Annotated in this window: 17 protein-coding genes; 13 read left to right on the plus strand and 4 right to left on the minus strand. The window is 64.4% G+C overall.

The genetic code is table 11. From position 1 onward, the window contains the following. The first annotated feature begins 9 nt into the window (after positions 1-9). Positions 10-1,464 carry an NADP-dependent succinate-semialdehyde dehydrogenase gene (gene gabD, locus ACMHYJ_RS01770; protein WP_414244478.1) on the plus strand — a complete coding sequence of 485 codons (1,455 nt, stop codon included), beginning with the start codon at positions 10-12 and terminating at the stop codon, positions 1,462-1,464. Between the two features lie 7 nt (positions 1,465-1,471). Here the strand turns inward: gabD and hpaR are convergent, their stop codons facing one another. Continuing rightward, on the minus strand, positions 1,472-1,936 hold the full coding sequence (gene hpaR / locus ACMHYJ_RS01775; RefSeq protein WP_414244479.1) for a homoprotocatechuate degradation operon regulator HpaR: 465 nt from the start codon (positions 1,934-1,936) through the stop codon (positions 1,472-1,474). Positions 1,937-2,050: 114 nt separating this feature from the next. Between hpaR and ACMHYJ_RS01780 the strand changes: the two genes are divergently transcribed. The 10 genes from ACMHYJ_RS01780 (at position 2,051) to ACMHYJ_RS01825 (ending at position 10,973) form a co-directional block, all read left to right on the plus strand. Continuing rightward, complete coding sequence (locus ACMHYJ_RS01780) at positions 2,051-3,064, plus strand: TRAP transporter substrate-binding protein (RefSeq protein ID WP_414244480.1); 1,014 nt, start codon at positions 2,051-2,053, stop codon at positions 3,062-3,064. 17 nt (positions 3,065-3,081) lie between these two features. Then, positions 3,082-3,642 (plus strand): TRAP transporter small permease, encoded by a 561-nt coding sequence (locus tag ACMHYJ_RS01785; RefSeq protein WP_414244481.1) that lies wholly within the window; start codon positions 3,082-3,084, stop codon positions 3,640-3,642. Next, positions 3,639-4,964, plus strand: coding sequence for a TRAP transporter large permease (locus ACMHYJ_RS01790; protein ID WP_414244482.1), 1,326 nt, complete (start codon positions 3,639-3,641; stop codon positions 4,962-4,964). Before ACMHYJ_RS01785 ends, ACMHYJ_RS01790 begins: the two co-directional genes overlap by 4 nt. Before the next feature lie 32 nt (positions 4,965-4,996). Then, positions 4,997-5,659 carry a fumarylacetoacetate hydrolase family protein gene (locus ACMHYJ_RS01795; RefSeq protein WP_414244483.1) on the plus strand — a complete coding sequence of 221 codons (663 nt, stop codon included), beginning with the start codon at positions 4,997-4,999 and terminating at the stop codon, positions 5,657-5,659. Beyond that, a complete protein-coding gene (locus ACMHYJ_RS01800) occupies positions 5,656-6,417 on the plus strand; it encodes a fumarylacetoacetate hydrolase family protein (protein ID WP_414244484.1) in 762 nt (253 codons plus the stop codon). Before ACMHYJ_RS01795 ends, ACMHYJ_RS01800 begins: the two co-directional genes overlap by 4 nt. A gap of 22 nt (positions 6,418-6,439) precedes the next feature. Next, positions 6,440-7,894: a 5-carboxymethyl-2-hydroxymuconate semialdehyde dehydrogenase gene (gene hpaE / locus ACMHYJ_RS01805; protein WP_414244485.1), complete on the plus strand. Its 1,455-nt coding sequence runs from the start codon at positions 6,440-6,442 to the stop codon at positions 7,892-7,894. Between the two features lie 81 nt (positions 7,895-7,975). Further along, the gene (hpaD, locus tag ACMHYJ_RS01810) at positions 7,976-8,824 is read left to right on the plus strand and encodes a 3,4-dihydroxyphenylacetate 2,3-dioxygenase (RefSeq protein ID WP_414244486.1); all 849 of its coding nucleotides are present in this window, start codon (positions 7,976-7,978) and stop codon (positions 8,822-8,824) included. A 97-nt stretch (positions 8,825-8,921) separates the two neighbouring features. After that, entirely contained in the window at positions 8,922-9,308 is a 387-nt protein-coding gene (locus ACMHYJ_RS01815; RefSeq protein WP_414244487.1) for a 5-carboxymethyl-2-hydroxymuconate Delta-isomerase, read from the plus strand. Continuing rightward, a complete protein-coding gene (gene hpaH / locus ACMHYJ_RS01820) occupies positions 9,295-10,149 on the plus strand; it encodes a 2-oxo-hept-4-ene-1,7-dioate hydratase (RefSeq protein WP_414244488.1) in 855 nt (284 codons plus the stop codon). The genes ACMHYJ_RS01815 and hpaH overlap by 14 nt, the downstream gene beginning before the upstream one ends. A 23-nt stretch (positions 10,150-10,172) precedes the next feature. Beyond that, positions 10,173-10,973 (plus strand): aldolase/citrate lyase family protein, encoded by an 801-nt coding sequence (locus ACMHYJ_RS01825; RefSeq protein WP_414244489.1) that lies wholly within the window; start codon positions 10,173-10,175, stop codon positions 10,971-10,973. Positions 10,974-10,990: 17 nt separating this feature from the next. Here ACMHYJ_RS01825 and ACMHYJ_RS01830 read toward each other — a convergent pair whose 3' ends face one another. Together ACMHYJ_RS01830 and ACMHYJ_RS01835 are read right to left on the minus strand one after the other, a co-directional pair. Next, positions 10,991-11,899: a DMT family transporter gene (locus ACMHYJ_RS01830; RefSeq protein WP_414244490.1), complete on the minus strand. Its 909-nt coding sequence runs from the start codon at positions 11,897-11,899 to the stop codon at positions 10,991-10,993. Between the two features lie 329 nt (positions 11,900-12,228). After that, positions 12,229-13,860 (minus strand): methyl-accepting chemotaxis protein, encoded by a 1,632-nt coding sequence (locus tag ACMHYJ_RS01835; protein WP_414244491.1) that lies wholly within the window; start codon positions 13,858-13,860, stop codon positions 12,229-12,231. A 380-nt stretch (positions 13,861-14,240) separates the two neighbouring features. On the opposite strand from ACMHYJ_RS01835, the gene ACMHYJ_RS01840 reads away from it, so the two are divergent. Then, on the plus strand, positions 14,241-14,741 hold the full coding sequence (locus ACMHYJ_RS01840; RefSeq protein WP_414244492.1) for an SRPBCC family protein: 501 nt from the start codon (positions 14,241-14,243) through the stop codon (positions 14,739-14,741). 135 nt (positions 14,742-14,876) lie between these two features. Then, positions 14,877-15,845 carry a chemotaxis protein gene (locus tag ACMHYJ_RS01845; protein WP_414244493.1) on the plus strand — a complete coding sequence of 323 codons (969 nt, stop codon included), beginning with the start codon at positions 14,877-14,879 and terminating at the stop codon, positions 15,843-15,845. A gap of 65 nt (positions 15,846-15,910) precedes the next feature. Here ACMHYJ_RS01845 and ACMHYJ_RS01850 read toward each other — a convergent pair whose 3' ends face one another. After that, complete coding sequence (locus tag ACMHYJ_RS01850; RefSeq protein WP_414244494.1) at positions 15,911-17,014, minus strand: hypothetical protein; 1,104 nt, start codon at positions 17,012-17,014, stop codon at positions 15,911-15,913. Positions 17,015-17,081: the final 67 nt, after the last annotated feature.

Genomic DNA, 17,081 nt, shown 5'->3' on the forward strand with positions numbered 1-17,081 from the left:
AGGAAACCCATGCTCAATCTGAAAACACCCGGCCTGCTGCGCCAGCAGGGCTATGTGGATGGCCAGTGGTGCGACGCCGACGGCGGCCAGACCGTCGCCGTCACCAACCCGGCCACCGGGGCGACCATCGGCCACGTCCCCAGGATGGGGGCGGATGAAACCCGCCGCGCCATCGAGGCGGCGCACCGGGCCTGGGCGGCGTGGCGCGCCTTGACGGCCCAGCAGCGGGCCGGGATTCTGCGCCGCTGGTTCGACCTGATGCAGGCCCACACCGAAGACCTGGCCGTCATCATGACGGCAGAGCAAGGCAAGCCCCTGGCCGAATCGCGTGGCGAGATCGCCTATGCCGCGTCCTATCTCGAATGGTACGCCGAGGAAGGCAAGCGGGCTTACGGCGAGGTGATTCCTTCGGCCTGGGCGGACAGACGCATCATCGTCGCCAAGGAACCCATCGGGGTCTGCGCGGCCATTACGCCGTGGAATTTCCCGTCGTCCATGATTACCCGCAAAGCGGGGGCCGCCTTGGCCGCGGGCTGCCCGATCGTGGTCAAGCCCGCCCTGCAGACGCCGTATTCCGCCCTGGCCCTGGCTGTGCTGGCCGAGGAGGCCGGGGTGCCCGCCGGCGTGTTTTCCGTACTCACGGGGTCGGCCCAGGCCATCGGCGGCGAGATGACGGGCAACCCGCTGGTGCGCAAGCTGACCTTCACGGGGTCCACCGAAATCGGCCGCCTGCTGATGCAGCAAAGCGCGGCCACGGTCAAGAAAGTTTCCATGGAACTCGGCGGCAATGCGCCCTTCATCGTGTTCGACGATGCCGACCTGGACGCGGCGGTCGAAGGGGCCATGGCCAGCAAGTACCGGAATTCCGGCCAGACCTGCGTCTGCGCCAACCGCTTCTACGTGCACGACAAGGTGTATGACGCCTTCAGCCGCAAACTGGTGGCGGCCGTCCAGCAGCTGAAGGTCGGCAATGGCCTGGAGGACGGCGTCACTCAGGGGCCCCTGATCGATCAGGCGGCGGTGGCGAAAATCCAGGAACACATTGCCGACGCGGTGGAAAAGGGCGGCCGGGTGCTGACCGGCGGCCAGCCGCACGCCTTGGGGCAGTCGTTTTTCCAGCCCACGGTGGTGGCGGAGGCCACCGCCCGGATGAAGGTGGCGCGCGAAGAAACCTTCGGCCCCCTGGCGCCCTTGTTCCGCTTTTCGTCCGACGAAGAAGTCATCCAATTGGCCAACGACACCGAGTTCGGCCTGGCCGCCTATTTTTTCAGCCGCGACATCGGCCGCATCTGGCGGGTGGGCGAGGCGCTGGAATACGGCATGGTCGGCATCAATACCGGCTTGATCTCCAATGCCGCCGCGCCGTTCGGCGGGGTCAAGCAGTCCGGCGTGGGCCGGGAAGGCTCGCATTACGGGCTGGATGACTACCTGGTCGTCAAGTACCTGTGCATAGGCGGGATCTGACGCCGGCTCAGGGCTGGTCGGGCAGCGGCACGCTGGGCACCTGATCCAAGGGGGTGTTCAGCAGCTGGTCGATCTGGGCGTAAGTCTGGTTGATGATGTCCCGGCCGATGGTTTTCTCGATCAGCCGGTATTGGGCTTCGATCAGCGGGGCGATCTGCGCCACCAGGGCCTGGCTGGCGGGTGTCATGCTGATGATGATGCGGCGGTGGTCGTAGGTGGCCCGTTCGCGGCGGATCAGGCCCATGCTTTGCAGGCGCGTCAGGACGCCGACCATGCTGGGGCTCAGGATCTGGCAGGCCTGGCACAGCTGGTTGGGCTCCATTTCGCCTTGTTCGTGCAGCGTGCGCAGAATCCGCCACTGCTGTTCGGTCAAGCCGTAATGCGTCAGGATGCCGCGAAAATGACTGAGCAGGGCTTCGCGCGCCTTCAGCAGCAGTTGGGGCAGATTGCGGTGGATGATTTTCGTGGCCATAAAGGGTTTTCCTGTACTTGACTGACTAATATGTTAGCTATAACATGCCGATATAGATAATATATTAGTGAATTATTCGACTGTAAACATGATTCATTTTCCCGGAGAAGACGCGTGAAAAAACTGTTCCTGTCCGTGGCCCTGGCCGCCGCATTCGCTGCCCCGGCTTCCGCCGCCGAGGTCACCCTGAAAATCGCGCATTTCCTGCCCTCCGCCGCGCCGGCCCAAAGCATGGTGCTGGAACCTTGGTGTGCCGATCTTAACAAAGCTTCCGCAGGCCGTATTGAATGCCAGTTCTATCCCGCCATGCAACTGGGCGGCACCCCGGGCCAGTTGGCCGACCAGGCCCTGCGCGGCGTGGCCGACATCGTCTGGACGGCGCCGGGGTATTCGGCGGGGCGCTTCCCCAAGATCGAAGCTATGGAACTGCCCTTTGTGGTGCGCGACGCCACTTCGGGCAGCAAGGCCGCCTGGGAATACCTGAACCAATACGCCCAGGACGAGTTCTCCAAATACAAAGTGCTGGCCATCCATGTGGATGGCGGGGTGGCCTTGCATACGGCCAATCGTGAAATCAAAAGCCTGAACGACATCAAGGGCCTGAAGCTGCGCACCCCCACGCGCATGGCCTCCAAGACGCTGGCGGCGCTGGGGGGCGAACCCGTTTCCATGCCGCCTGGCCAAGTCACCGAGGCGATTTCCAAGGGGGTGGTCGATGGCGCCATGGGGGCCTGGGAAGTCGTCCTGCCCACCAAGCTGGACGAAGTCACCAAGTACCACACGCAGCCGGTCGCGGGGCAGACCTATCCGTCGGCCACGGTGCTGATCGTCCTGATGAACAAGCAAAAATTCGACGGCCTGCCCGCTGACCTGAAGCAGATCGTCGATGAACGCAGCGGCCTGCCCCTGGTCGAGTCTTTTGGCCGAGTTTTCGATGAAAGAGCCGCTGAAACCCGCACCCACGTGGCCGCCGCGGGGGCCCAGGTGGTCGACATCAGCGAAACCGACCTCGGCGCCATGAAGAATGCCGCGCGCGCGGTAGACCAGGAGTGGCGCGCCGACATGGACAAGAAAGGCTTCAACGGGGCCGAACTGTCCGATGCGGCGCGAGCACTGGCGCGGCAATAAACCCATAGGGGCACACCATGGATTACACCGGAACAGAACTCGCCCAAGGCAGCAGGGGGTGGGCGGTACTCAGCCGGACCGCCACGCTGCTGGCCCTGGCGGGAGGCCTGTTGTTCATCCTGCTGGTATTGATGTCGCTGGTCTCCATCGTTGGCCGCAAGCTGGGGTTCGGGTCTATTTTGGGCGACGTTGAACTCATGCAGGTGGGCACGGCGGTGGCCGCCGCCGCCTTTTTCCCTTATTGCACCCTGGTCGGCGATCACCTGCGGGTGGATATCTTCACCGAAAAACTGCCGGTCGCGGTCAAAGGCGTCATGGATGCGATTTGCGAATTCTTGCTGGGGGCCGTGGTGCTGTTGCTGGCCTGGCGCACGGCTTTGTCGGCCTTGCACCTGGAAGAAACCGGCGACTACACCACCTTGCTGGCCCTGCCGATCTGGATTCCGGTGGCCCTGCTGGTGCCCAGCCTGCTGCTGATGGTGGCCTGCTGCGCCTGGCGGGTGCGGGCGGCGCTGGGCTGGTCGCGTTATCTGGGGCGTAGAGAACAAATGGCTGTGGATCATGGGGTAAGCAAATGAGCGGCACATTGATTGGATTGACCGGCTTTGCCGGCCTGCTGGTGCTGCTGGTTCTGCGGGTGCAGATTGCCGTGGCCATGTTGCTGGCCGGGGCGGGCATTTATATTGCGGCCAGCGGCGGGATGCTGACCGGCCTGATGTTCACGCTCAACGACCTGGTCTATGCGCGCCTGTCCAACTACGACCTGGCCGTCGTGCCCCTGTTCATCTTGATGGGGCAGTTCGCCACGCACGGCGGCTTGTCCAAGGCCCTGTTCGATGCGGCGGGCAAAATGATCGGCCACTGGCGCGGCGGCATGGCCATGGCCGCCGTGGCAGCCTGCGCGTCGTTCGGCGCCATTTGCGGTTCGTCCCTGGCCACGGCGGCCACCATGGGCCAGGTGGCCTTGCCCGAACTGCGGGCGCATGGCTATTCGGGGCGCCTGGCCACCGGCACGCTGGCCGCCAGCGGGACGCTGGGCATCATGATTCCGCCCTCCGTGCCGCTGATCATCTATGCGGTGCTCACCCAGGATTCCATCGGACGCCTGTTCATGGCGGCCGTCATCCCCGGGATACTGGCCGCGCTGGGCTATGTGATCGTGATTCGTATCCTGGTCACACGCAACCCGGAATCCGGTCCGGTGGGCCCCAAGTCCCCGCTGCCCGACGCCCTGAAAGCCCTGGTGCGGGTCATCCCGATTCTGCTGGTCTTTCTGGTGGTCGTGGTCGGGATCTACGGCGGCTGGGCCAACCCCACCGAAGCCGCATCCATCGGCGCGGGGGCCTGCGGCCTGATCGCCTTGTTCGGCGGCATGGGCTGGAAAGGCACGCGGGCCAGCCTGCTGGGCACGGCCCGGGTCACGGGCATGATCTTCATGGTGCTGATCGGGGCCGACCTGCTGAATTCCTCGCTGGCCCTGTCGCAGATGCCCACTGAACTGGCCGATTGGGTGGTGGGCAGCGGCCTGTCGCCCCTGATGGTGCTGTTCGCCATCCTGCTGATCTATATTGTGCTGGGCTGCGTCATGGATTCCCTGGCCATGATTCTGCTGACCATTCCCATCTTCTATCCCATGATCATGGGGCTGGACTTCTTCGGCCTGTCGCCTGCGGATAAATCGGTCTGGTTCGGCATCATGACCCTGATGGTGGTCGAGATCGGCCTGGTGACGCCGCCGGTGGGCATGAACCTGTTTATCATCAACAAACTGGCCAAAGATGTCTCCATGAAAGAAACCACGCTGGGCGTTCTGCCTTTCCTGGCGTCCGACTTCCTGCGCATTATTGTGCTGGCCTTGTTCCCCAGCATCTCGCTGTGGCTGATCCACGTCCTGGGCTAGGCCGCCGCCCGGCCCACCAACTTGCTTATGCGATGACTACTCATACCCTGCTCACCCCCGGCGCCGCCGTCTACGGCGTCATCATGAACGACCAGGCCAGCCTGGCCCGCCTGACGGAGGCCGCCGGGCAGCCGCCCTACCGGCAGTTGCCGCTGGCGCCCGTGCTGTACCTCAAGCCGCGCAACACCTGGGCGGGGCCGGGGGCCGTGGTGGCCGTGCCCGCGGATGCGGCCCAGGTGGAAGTGGGCGCCGTGCTGGGGCTGCGCATGGGGCGCGATGCCGCGCGCCTGTCGGCGCAAAATGCCCTGGATGCGGTGGACGCCTGCATTCTCGCGGCCGATCTCAGTCTGCCGCATGACAGCTACTATCGCCCGGCCGTGCGCCAGAAATGTTTCGACGGGTCGCTGCCCATGATGCCATTGCCCGCGCAGGCGCTGGCGCAGCTGGATCGCCTGGTGCTGGACACCGTCATCGACGGCCAGCCCCGGGCGCAGCGCGCCTTGGCCGACCTGGTTCGCCCGCCCGCCCAACTGCTGGCCGACGTCACCGAATTCATGACCCTGCGCCAGGGCGACGTCCTGCTGCTGGGCGTGGTCTATCAAGCGCCGCTGGCCGACATCGGCGCATCCGTCCAGGTGCAGGCCCGCGGCCTGGACACCCTGGCATTCACCATCACCCAAGAGGCCCGCGCATGAAACACGCCCGCATCGCCTGGCAGGGTGCCATCCACCGCGCCATTGTCCAGGATGACCATACCCTGCGTCTGGCCGACGGCCGCGTGGCGCCCGAATCCGAAGTCATCTGGTTGCCCCCCGTCGAAATCGGCGTCGCTTTCGCCCTGGGCCTGAATTACGCCGATCACGCGGCCGAGCTGGCCTTCAAGGCTCCCGAGGCCCCGCTGGTGTTCCTGAAAGGGCCCAATACCTTCGTCGGCCACTGCGCCCGCACCCGGCGGCCCCAGGGCGTGGCCAGCATGCACTATGAATGCGAGCTGGCGGTGGTGATCGGCCGCGGCGGCAAACATATCCGCCGCGAAGACGCCTACGACCATATCGCCGGCTACACGGTGGCCAACGACTATGCCATCCGCGATTATCTGGAAAACTGGTATCGGCCCAACCTGCGCGTGAAAAACCGCGATAACTGCACCCCCATCGGCCCCTGGATGGTCGATCGGGACGATGTGCCCGATCCCATGGCGCTGGGCCTGCGCACCCGCATCAACGGCCAGATCGTGCAGCAGGGCAGCACCGCCGACATGATTTTCGATATCCCGTACTTGGTGGCGTATTTGTCCGAGTTCATGACCCTGTCGCCCGGCGACGTCATCCTGACCGGCACGCCGGAAGGCTTGGCCGAGACCCGGCCCGGCGACGTGGTCGAAACCGAAATTGATTCGGTGGGCTGCCTGGTCAATACCGTCGTCGACGATGCCGGGTATTTTTCCGATTAATGTTTTCTGAGGGGCAACAGCCATGATCAAGCATCTGATCAACGGGCGCGAAGTCGAAAGCGCCGAGGTCTTTGAAACCGTCAACCCCGCCACGGGCGACGTCCTGGCCGAAGTCGCCAGCGGCGGCACCGCCGAAGTAGCCGCCGCCGTGCAGGCGGCCAAGGACGCCTTTCCCGCCTGGGCCGCGCGCCCCGCCGGAGAGCGGGCGGCGATCCTGAACCGCCTGGGCGAACTCATCACCCGCGATGTGCCCGAACTGGCCCGCCTGGAAACCCAGGACACGGGCCAGGTGATCGGCCAGACCGGCAAGGCGCTGGTGCCCCGGGCGGCCAATAATTTCCATTTCTTCGCCGAACAGATCAAGCGCCTGGACGGGGAAAGCTATCCGTCGGACACCGGCCACCTGAACGTCACGATGTGGCAGCCGGTGGGGGTGTGCGCCCTGATTTCCCCCTGGAACGTGCCTTTCATGACGGCCACCTGGAAGCTGGCTCCGTGTCTGGCCTTCGGCAATACCGCCGTCATGAAAATGAGCGAGCTTTCGCCCTTGACGGTCGACCGCCTGGGCCGACTGGCCCTGGAAGCCGGCGTGCCCCCGGGCGTGTTCAATATCGTGCACGGTTATGGGGCCCAGGCGGGCGAACCCCTGGTGGCGCACCCCGACGTCCGGGCGGTGTCGTTCACGGGATCCACCGTCACCGGCACGCGCATCGTGAAATCCGCCGGCCTGAAGAAATTCTCCATGGAACTCGGCGGCAAGTCGCCCTTCATCATTTTCGACGACGCCGACTACGAGCGCGCCCTGGATGCCGCCGTGTTCATGATCTTTTCCAACAACGGCGAACGCTGCACGGCAGGCAGCCGGATTCTGGTGCAGCGCACGATCTACGATCGTTTCCAGGCGGATTTCGCGGCCCGGGCGCAGCGCCTGCAGGTGGGCGATCCGCTGGATCCCAAGACCATCATTGGCCCCATGGTGTCGCCCGGCCATCTGCGCAAGGTCGTCGGCTACATCGAGGCCGGCCAGCGCGAAGGCGCGCGCCTGCTGTGCGGCGGCGGCACGCCGGACGTGGGCGCGGCCTTCCGGGGCGGCAACTGGGTGCAGCCCACCGTGTTCGCCGACGTGGACAACAGCATGAGCATCGCCCAGGACGAAATCTTCGGCCCGGTGGCGTGCCTGATCCCCTTCGACGATGAAGCCCATGCGCTGCGCATCGCCAACGACACGCCGTATGGGCTGTCCTCCTATCTCTGGACGGAAAGCACGGGCCGGGCGCTGCGGGTCTCGCGCGATCTGGAAGCGGGCATGGTGTTCGTCAACAGCCAGAACGTGCGCGACCTGCGCCAGCCTTTCGGCGGCGTCAAGGCGTCGGGGACGGGACGCGAAGGCGGTCATTACAGTTACGAAGTGTTCTGCGAGGCAAAGAACATCTGCATCTCGTATGGGGATCATCCGATTCCGCGCTGGGGCGTCTAGTGTCCTGTCCGGGTCATCCGCACCCCCAGGACGCCGGGCTCCGGCTCATCCCGCCTCATCATCCCATCTACGGAGGAACAAATGGGTAAGCTTGCTCTCGCCGCAAAAATCACTCATGTGCCGTCCATGTACATTTCCGAACTGGACGGCCCGCACAAGGGCTGCCGCCAGCCCGCCATCGACGGCCACAAGGAAATCGGGCGGCGCTGCCGCGAACTGGGCGTGGACACCATTGTGGTGTTCGATACCCACTGGCTGGTCAATTCCGGCTATCACATCAATAGCGCGGCACATTTCAAGGGGGTCTACACCAGCAACGAGCTGCCGCATTTCATCGCCAACATGCCTTACGAATACGAAGGCAATCCCACCCTGGGCAAGCTGCTGGCCGAGGCCGCCACCGCCGCCGGGGTGCGTACCCGGGCGCATGCGGACACCACCCTGGAGATCGAATACGGCACCCTGGTGCCCATGCGCTACATGAACGAGGACAAACACTTCAAGGTGGTTTCTGTCTCGGCGATGTGCACCGTGCACAGCCTGGAGGATTCCGCCAAGCTGGGGGCGGCGATGCGCCGCGCAGTCGAAGAACAATACGATGGCACGGTGGCGTTTTTCGCCAGCGGATCGTTGTCGCACCGCTTCGCCCAGAACGGGGTGGCCGAGGATTACCTGTTCAAGCTGTGGAGCCCGTTTCTGGAAACCATGGATCATGCCGTGATCGAGATGTGGAAAAACGGCGAATGGGCCAAGTTCTGCGAGATGCTGCCCGAATACGCCGAGAAATGCCACGGCGAGGGCAATATGCATGATACCGCCATGCTGCTGGGGGCCCTGGGCTGGGACAAGTACACGGGCAAGGCCGAGGTCGTGACCCCGTATTTCGGCAGTTCGGGGACAGGCCAGATCAACGCCATTCTGCCTGTCTGACGTGATCTGTCCTGTGGTGCTTGCCCCGATAGTATATTAAGCCTAAAGCACTGCCTGCAAGGGCAGTGCCCTCTTTTTTCACTGCTGGTAGCGAACCATGGCACATTTGATCTTTGAATATTCGGCCAACCTGGCCCAAGACGGCGATATCGCCGGCCTGCTGCGCAAGGCCAACCACGTCCTGATCGGCACGGGCCTGTTTCCCGTGGGGGGCATCCGATCGCGCGCCTTGCGCCTGGACGAATTCTGTGTCGCCGACGGCGACCACGACGATGCCTTCGTGCACGCCACCGTCAAGATCGGCGCCGGCCGCAGCCCGCAGGCCGTCAAGGACACGGCCCAGGCCCTGTTCGAGATGATGCAGCAGCATTTTGCCGCGTTGTTCCAGCAGCGCTACCTGGCGCTGTCGCTGGAACTTTCCGAATTCCCCGAGGCGGGAACCCTGAAGCACAACAATATCCATAAGCGCTATGCAAAAAACTGAAACCCTCTTGGCGGACGATGCGCGATCCTTGGGCCGCACCTTGTCGCAAGCCGACATCCAGCAGCAGGCGGCCGACCTGCATGCCGCCGAAAAAGCCCGCCGGCAGATCCGCGCGCCGTCTTTGACGCATCCGGGGATCAGCATCGCCGATGCCTATGCCATCCAAAGCGCGGGCGTTCAGATGAAGCTGGCCGAAGGCCGCAGCATCGTGGGCCGCAAGATCGGACTGACGTCGCGGGCCATGCAGCGGTCTTCCCAGATCGACGAGCCCGACTACGGCATTTTGCTGGACGACATGGTGTATGAAAACGGCCAGGACATCCCCTTCGACCGCTTCATCCAGCCCATGCTGGAAGTCGAACTCGTCTTCCACCTGAAGCATGACCTGTCCGGCCCGGGCGTGACGGTGTTCGATGTGCTGGATGCCACGGACTACATCATGCCCGCCGTCGAAATCATCGACGCCCGCTGTCACCGGGTGGACCCGGACAGCGGCCGCCCGCGCCTGGTGATGGACACGATTTCCGACAATGCCGCCGATGCGGGCATCGTGCTGGGAGGGCGGCCTTTCCGGCCCCTGGACACCGATCTGCGCTGGGCTTCGGCCTTGCTGGCGCGCAATGGCGTGATCGAAGAAACCGGCGTGGCCGCCGGGGTGCTGAACCACCCGGCCAACGGCATCGTCTGGCTCTGCCGCAAGCTGGCGCCGCACGGCGCGGGGCTGCTGGCGGGGCAACTGGTTCTGGCGGGTTCGTTCACCCGGCCCGTGGCGATCCGCCCCGGCGATACCTTCCATGTCGATTACGGCCCGTTGGGCAGTATTTCCAACCGCTATCTCTGATACCCAAGATTCAAGGAGCCGCCATGTCCGCCATTCACAATCGCTTCAAGGCCGCGCTGGCGCAGTCCGGCGCACCCCGGATCGGCCTGTTCATGGGGCTGTGCGATCCCTACTGCGCCGAACTGCTGGCGGGCACGGGCTTCGACTGGCTGCTGATCGACGCCGAGCACGGCCCCAACGACATCCGCACAGTGCTGGGCCAGCTGCAGGCGCTGCAGGGCTATCCGGTCGATGCGGTCACCCGGGTCGTCAACCATGATCCCGCCTTGATCAAGCAGATGCTGGATATCGGCGCCCAGACGCTGCTGGTGCCGATGGTGGACACGGCCCAACAGGCGCAAGCCATTGTGCGGGCCACGCGCTATCCGCCGCAGGGCATCCGCGGGGTCGGGTCGGCCCTGGCGCGCGCCGCCCGCTGGAATGGCATCCCCGGCTATCTGCAGCAGGCCAACGACGAAATCTGCCTGATCGTGCAAGCGGAATCCAGCGCGGCCCTGGCGGCGCTGGACGACATTGCGGCGGTGGACGGCGTCGATGCGGTTTTTATCGGGCCGTCCGACCTAGCGGCATCCATGGGGCATATCGGCCAGCCCGATCATCCCGAGGTGCGCGCCGCCGTGCTGGATGCGATTGCCCGGGTTGCGCGCGCCGGCAAGGCGGTCGGGGTGTTCGCCACCAAACTGGATGCCGCCCGGGCCTTTGCCCAGGCCGGTGCGCGTTTTGTGGCGGTGGGGACGGATACCCTGCTGCTGCGCCAGTCGGCGCTTGGGCTGGTGCAGGCGTTTCACGAAGGCGCGGGCCAGGCCACCGGCGCCGGCTACTGAGGGCAAGCCGCCGAGGGTCAAGCGATGCTTTTGCCGCGCCGCCGGCGGCGGGAAGCCCGCGCTTCGCGCCAAGCGATGTACAGGCCGCTGCCCGCGATGCACAGCACGCCGACATACGCCAGGGCATCCGGGATTTCGTCCCAGAACAGCCAGCCCAGCACGGCGGCCCACAGCAGGCCGCTGTAATCGAAGGGCGCCACCACCGAGGCCGGCGCCAGGCGGAAAGCCTGGGTGATCGCGCCCAGGCCCAGGGTGCTGCAAAGGGCCACGCCCAGAAAAAACGGCAGATGCGGCCACTGGATGGGTTCCCAGTACCAGGGGATGGCCAGCACGCTGAACACCAACTGGCCCACCACGATGTACAGCGTCGTGGTCAGCATGCCTTCGTCGGGGCCGATGGCCCGGGCGCTCATCATCATGGCGCCATACAGCAGGGCCGTCGTCAGGGGAAACAAGGCGGCGGGCTGGAAGCTGTCTAGGCCCGGGCGCACAATCAGCAGCACGCCCAGGAAGCCGACCAGCACGGCCGCCCAGCGGTGGCGGTCGACGGTTTCTTTCAGCACCAGCACGGACAGCAGCGTGACGAACAGGGGGGCGGCGAACGCCACCGCCGTGTTTTCCGCCAGTTGCAGGCTCATCAGGCCCAGATAGAAACAGACGGCGGCGGCAATGTTGATGGCCCCGCGCAGCAGGTGGATGTGCCAGTAGCGGGTGCGCAGCGCCTGCTGCCCCGCAATGGCCGTGACCATGGCCGTGACGAACGGCAGGGCGATCAGGGCGCGCAGGAACAGGATCTGGATGGGCGGGTAGTGCGCGGTCAGCCATTTGGCGAAGGCATCGCTGAATGTCAGGGACAGCACCCCGATCAGGATGAATGCGATGCCGGCCACAGGGTTCTGCGGCCGGGCGGCGGATGTTTCAGACACGGAACGAGGGCTTCCTGCGGTAATGGTTTGCCAGGCGGGGCAGGGCGGGCGAATACCGCGTCGGCTGCCTGAACCGCCAGAATAGCCCGGAATGACCACGCGTGTCTGCCGCCGTCCGCGCCCCCGGACGGCGGCGAGGGGCCTGGTCTTCATCGGCGTCAGGGCAAGGTGCCCTGCGCGGGCGCGGATCGGCGCCGGCATCGCCACCGCCGGGCCCACCCGTCGCAAGGTGCCCTGTGCGGGCGCGAATCAGGCCGTGCGGGCTGTACGCGCTGTTCCGCAGTATCGAGGTGCCCTGCGTGGGTGCGGCGAATGATGTCTTGCGTAGATCAGGCCACCAGACGGAGGTTTTCAGCGCTTTTTTGTGGCGGAATCACCGGGCTGCCGCCGGCCTCGGGCTGCGCGGGTCGCAGGGCTTTGGTTCTGATCCGGGTGGCCTGGTTGAGCACCTGGATCTGGTCGTCCACGCTGCGCACCGTGGTGGCGAACTCCTCGGACATGCTGGCGTTCGAGGTCGTGACCTGGTTCAGGTCTTCCAGGGATTTCAGGATGTTGTTGGTTTCCGCCATCTGCTGGGCCTCGGCGGCGGAAATTCTGGCCAGCAGGTTTTCGATCTGGGCGTTTTGTGCGCGCATTTCCGCAGAGGCTTCGACCGTGCGGCTGGCCTGCACCGTGCTGGCGCCGGCCAAGTCGATGATTTCTTTGATGATGGTGGAGATTTCCTTGGCCGAGGCGGCGCTGCGCTGGGCCAGTGCGCGAACCTCGGCGGCCACCACCGCGAAGCCCCGGCCGGATTCGCCCGCCCGCGCGGCTTCGACCGCCGCGTTGAGGGCCAGGATGTTGGTCTGGAAAGCAATGGAATCGATCATGCTGACAATCCCGCCGATGCGTTGGCCGGCTTCGTCCATCTGCTGGATTTGCCGGGCGGTGTCCTGGGCGAGTTCGCCCAGGTTGGCGGCGGACACGTCGGCCTGCTTGGCCAACTGGGTGACCTGGTGCAGGCTGTCGGCGTTTTTGTTGATGACCTCGGTGTTTTCGTTGATGTGCTGGTAGATTTCTTCCAGCCGCTGCGCGGCGGTGACGGCGTGTTCGCTGAGCGCCTGGCTGCCCCCGGTGATTTCGTTGACCGCGTAGCCCAATTCGGTGATCAGGTGGCTGGCATCGTCCACGAACGACCGGGCGTTGAAATTGGCCTGAAGCAACGCCTGCTGAATGCGGGCGAGTTCGTCGGCGCCGCCCAGCAGGTTTTCCGTGGACAGCTTTTGCCCGATCGCCGCCTGCGCCGCCATGGCCAGGACGACCTTGCCGCGCTGGATGAACCATTTGTCCAGGTACAGCCCCAGCAAGCTGGCCCCCAGCCAGACCGGCAGAACGGCTTTGGGCCAGGCGGCGTCCTGCAGCCCCAGGCCCCAGGCCAGGCCGCCCCAGGCCAGACCGGCGGTTGCCAGGCCGGCCCAGAGCCGGGCGCGCAGGCCCAGGCCCCGCAGGCGGTCGAACAGCCCCCGCATGCCCCGGCGCACCAGGTAGCTGCCCCGGAAGCGCGCCTTGGGCCGGCCGCGCAGGTAGCTGTCGTACAGGCTTTGCGCTTGGGCGATCTGCTGGCGTGTGGGCTTGGTGCGCACCGAGATGTAGCCGACCTTCACGCCGCCTTGAAAGAGGGGCGCGACGTTGGCCCGCACCCAGTAGTAGTCGCCGTCCTTGCAGCGGTTTTTCAGCATGCCGGTCCAGAAGCGGTCTTGTTCGAGCTCTTTCCAGAGATCGCCGTAGGCGGCTTCGGGGACGTCGGGGTGGCGGATCAGGTTGTGCGGTTGGCCGATCATTTCGGTGGGCAGGTATTTGCATACCCGGGCGAACGACGCGTTGACGTAAACGATCTTGCCTTTGAGGTCGGTGGCCGACATCAGAATTTCCGTGTCGGGATAGTCGTTTTCGTTTTGGGTGACGGGCAGATTCTTGCGCATGGATTAACCGAATGGCGATGTTTGTTTTATGTTATTAATGAATAAAACAAACGAATTTTTGAATTTATTTGTCGGGAATAATATGTAAATGCATTGTTTATTAAGAGAATTAATTTTTTATCGTAAAGATGTTAATGATCATATATGCAGTCTTTGCATTTTTCAATGAAAATCCGCCATCAGACGGCCTGTCTGCGTTTATTCTTGATTTACATCAAACTGATGGTCGCCGCCGACCGCGTGACCGACGGAAGGCCCCGCTCAAGACCATGCCTGGAAGGGGTTTGACAGGCTTGGGCCGCCGTGCGCCGGTTAAACTGGCCGGTGGTGGCTGATGCAAGGCCTTGCGTCAGCGGTTTTTCAATTCGACGAGGTTTTCCATGAGCGACTTCCCCTCGCAACCCGGCACCCTGCAGCGCACCGCCCAGGGCTTTGAAGGCCGGTTGCAGCGTCATTACCCGCACGCGCCGGCGGCCCTTTGGGCCATGCTGACCGAACCCGCCCAGATGGCCAAGTGGCTGGCGCCCGGCGCCATCGACCTGCGTCCGGGCGGCGCGGTGCGCATCGACTTCGCCGACAGCGGCGTCGTCATCGACAGCACGGTCACCGACCTGTCGCCCGAACGCGTGCTGGAATACTCCTGGAGCAGCGGCGATCAGCCCGCGCGTCCCTTGCGCTGGGTGCTGGAACCCGACGCCGACGGCACCCGCCTGTCGCTGACGGTGCGCCTGCCCGCCGATGAAGACGCCGCCAAAGCCTGCGCCGGTTTCGAGGGCCATCTGGACATGCTGGCCGCCGCCCTGGAAGACGTCCCGGTGCGGTTTCCGCTGGATCTTTACCTGCAGGCGCGCAAGCACTACCAGGCCTTGCTGGATGCCTGAGTCCGCAAAACCGTTGCGTGCTTAGGGTTAGTCTGCTGGCGGCCGCCCCGGTTTGCTGGCATGCTATCGCCCTTGTTCAGACTGGTTTTGGCCAGTTGCGTTTAAACTTTCTCTTTTTGAGTCTATAGGTTCCGCATGAGCCCCTCGCATAACGTTGTCGATGAAAGCGCCTCCCTCACCGGCACCAACCGGTTCGAGCTTCTGTTGTTTCGTCTGGGGGCCGACAAGGAATCCGGTCAAAACGAACTCTTCGGCATCAATGTCCTCAAAGTCCGCGAAATCGTCACGATGCCCCCGGTGACCGCGGTAGCCGGCGCCCCCAAGTTTTCCCTGGGGGTGGTGCAGCTGCGCGATCAGGTGATCCCCGTCTTCGATCTGCCCAGCATCGTGGGCAGCAAGCTGCCCGGCGAACCCACCTTGATGCTGGTGACCGAATTCGGCCGCACCACCCAGGCGTTCACGGTCGAATCCGTCGACGATATCGTGCGCCTGGACTGGAATCAGGTGATTTCATCCGAATCCAGCGGCACGTCGCACAGCCTGGTCACCAGCATGGCGCGCCTGGATGAAGGCACCGAAACCGCGCGCCTGGCCCAGGTGTTGGACGTCGAAGCCATTTTGCGGCTGGTCACGCCGGAAAAACAACGCCCGCAGGTCGATCCCAAGGATGTCGGCGACAGGATCAACGTCAGGCCGGGCACGTTCATCCTGGTGGCGGATGACTCCTTCGTCGCCCGGGCGCTGCTCGAACAGGCCTTGAAGGCCATGAAGGTTCCCTACGAAATGGTCAAGTCGGGGCGCGAAGCCTGGGATCGCCTGACCGCCCTGAAAGCCGCCGCCGAGGCCGAGGGCAAAACCATCCTGGACAAGGTCAGCATGATGCTGACCGATCTGGAAATGCCCGAGATGGACGGCTTCACCCTGACGCGCAACATCAAGCAAGACCCGCGCATGCGCGCCTTGCCCGTGGTCATCCACTCGTCCCTGTCGGGGTCGGCCAACGAAGACCATGTCCGCAGTGTGGGGGCCGATGGCTACGTGGCCAAGTTTTCGGCCGAAGAACTTTCCTCGATCGTGCGCAAGCTTCTGGCCAGCCAAGCGTAGCGCATCGAGCTGGGAGGCGCGGCCTTTCGGGCGGGCGGAAATATCCCGCCGCCCGAAAGGCCGGTTTACACGAACAGGTCGATCTGCTGCAGCGTGCCCGTGCCGCCGTTTTCTTTCAGGTAGACGCCGGTGCTGAGAATCTGCCCGTGCTGCGTATTTTGGCCGTCTTTCAGGTCGAAAGGGGTGCTGGCGCTGCCCAGGTACAGGGCCCCGACGCCGCGTTCGGCCAGCGTGCTCAGGCTGTCGCCGCCCCCGGCGTCCTTGGTCCAGATGCGCAGTTGGGCGAAGATGGCGTCGTTTTCGTCGATCCAGCCGTTGCCGTCGTCGTCGTAGGCGGCCAGGTCGGCAAAGCCGTTGCCGCTGCGGGTGCCGAATAGTTCAGCGCCGTCGTCGACCTTGCCGTTGCCGTTGCGGTCCAGCGCCAAAAAGCCGCTGGCCGAACCGACGAAGGAAATTTTTTCCGCCGTGCCGTCGGCGTCGATGTCGAAGTCGAATTTCTTGCCGCTGAGTTCGGCCGCCGTGCCATCGAAATTGATGACCAGGGGGTCTTTGCGCACGCCGTCGCCTGCGCGGATCGATACCGAGGTTTCGTGGTAATAGCTGCGCTGCATCTGCAGCGAAACGTCGAATTGCAAGGTCTTGCCATCGGCCGTGTGCACCACCCCCTGGGCGTTGAAACTGGTTTGCTCGGATTCCTGCACGACTTCGTGATAGTCGTATTCCAGGCCCCAGCCGGCGCGCGGCGCGGCTTCCGCCGCCTGGCGGGCCTGTTCGGCCGCTTCGGTCATGTCCTGGGAAGCGGCCTGCAGTTCGCCGGCGTCCAGCAGCTGGATTTTCTTGCCCGTCAGGGCTTCGACGACGCTGATCAGCAGGCGCATTTTCGGGTCTTTCAGGGCGTTTTCGCTGGCCGCCTGGATGCCGTCGGCCTGCTGGGCGCCAGCCGCGTCCTGGGTCTCTGCCGGGCTGGCGCTGGCAAGCTGGGAGGCGGCGGCGCGGCCGGCTTCGGAAATTGCCACCTGCTTGTCGGTTGGCGCGTGCCCCGCGCTGGCCCGGCCTTCGAAATCCGGGCGCTGATCGCCCACCCACATGCGCAGGGTTTCTTGGGTGGTCTTGCTGCTGAATGCCGCGTGCTGGCTGTTCATGGCCACCGTGTAGCTGTCGATTTTCATTGGAATGCCCCACCGTCGTCGATAATAACTTGTTGACGTCATTGGATTTGTTTTGTTTAGCCCGGAC

This window comes from Castellaniella hirudinis, from assembly GCF_047468865.1.
GTDB classification, from domain to species: domain Bacteria; phylum Pseudomonadota; class Gammaproteobacteria; order Burkholderiales; family Burkholderiaceae_B; genus Castellaniella; species Castellaniella hirudinis_A.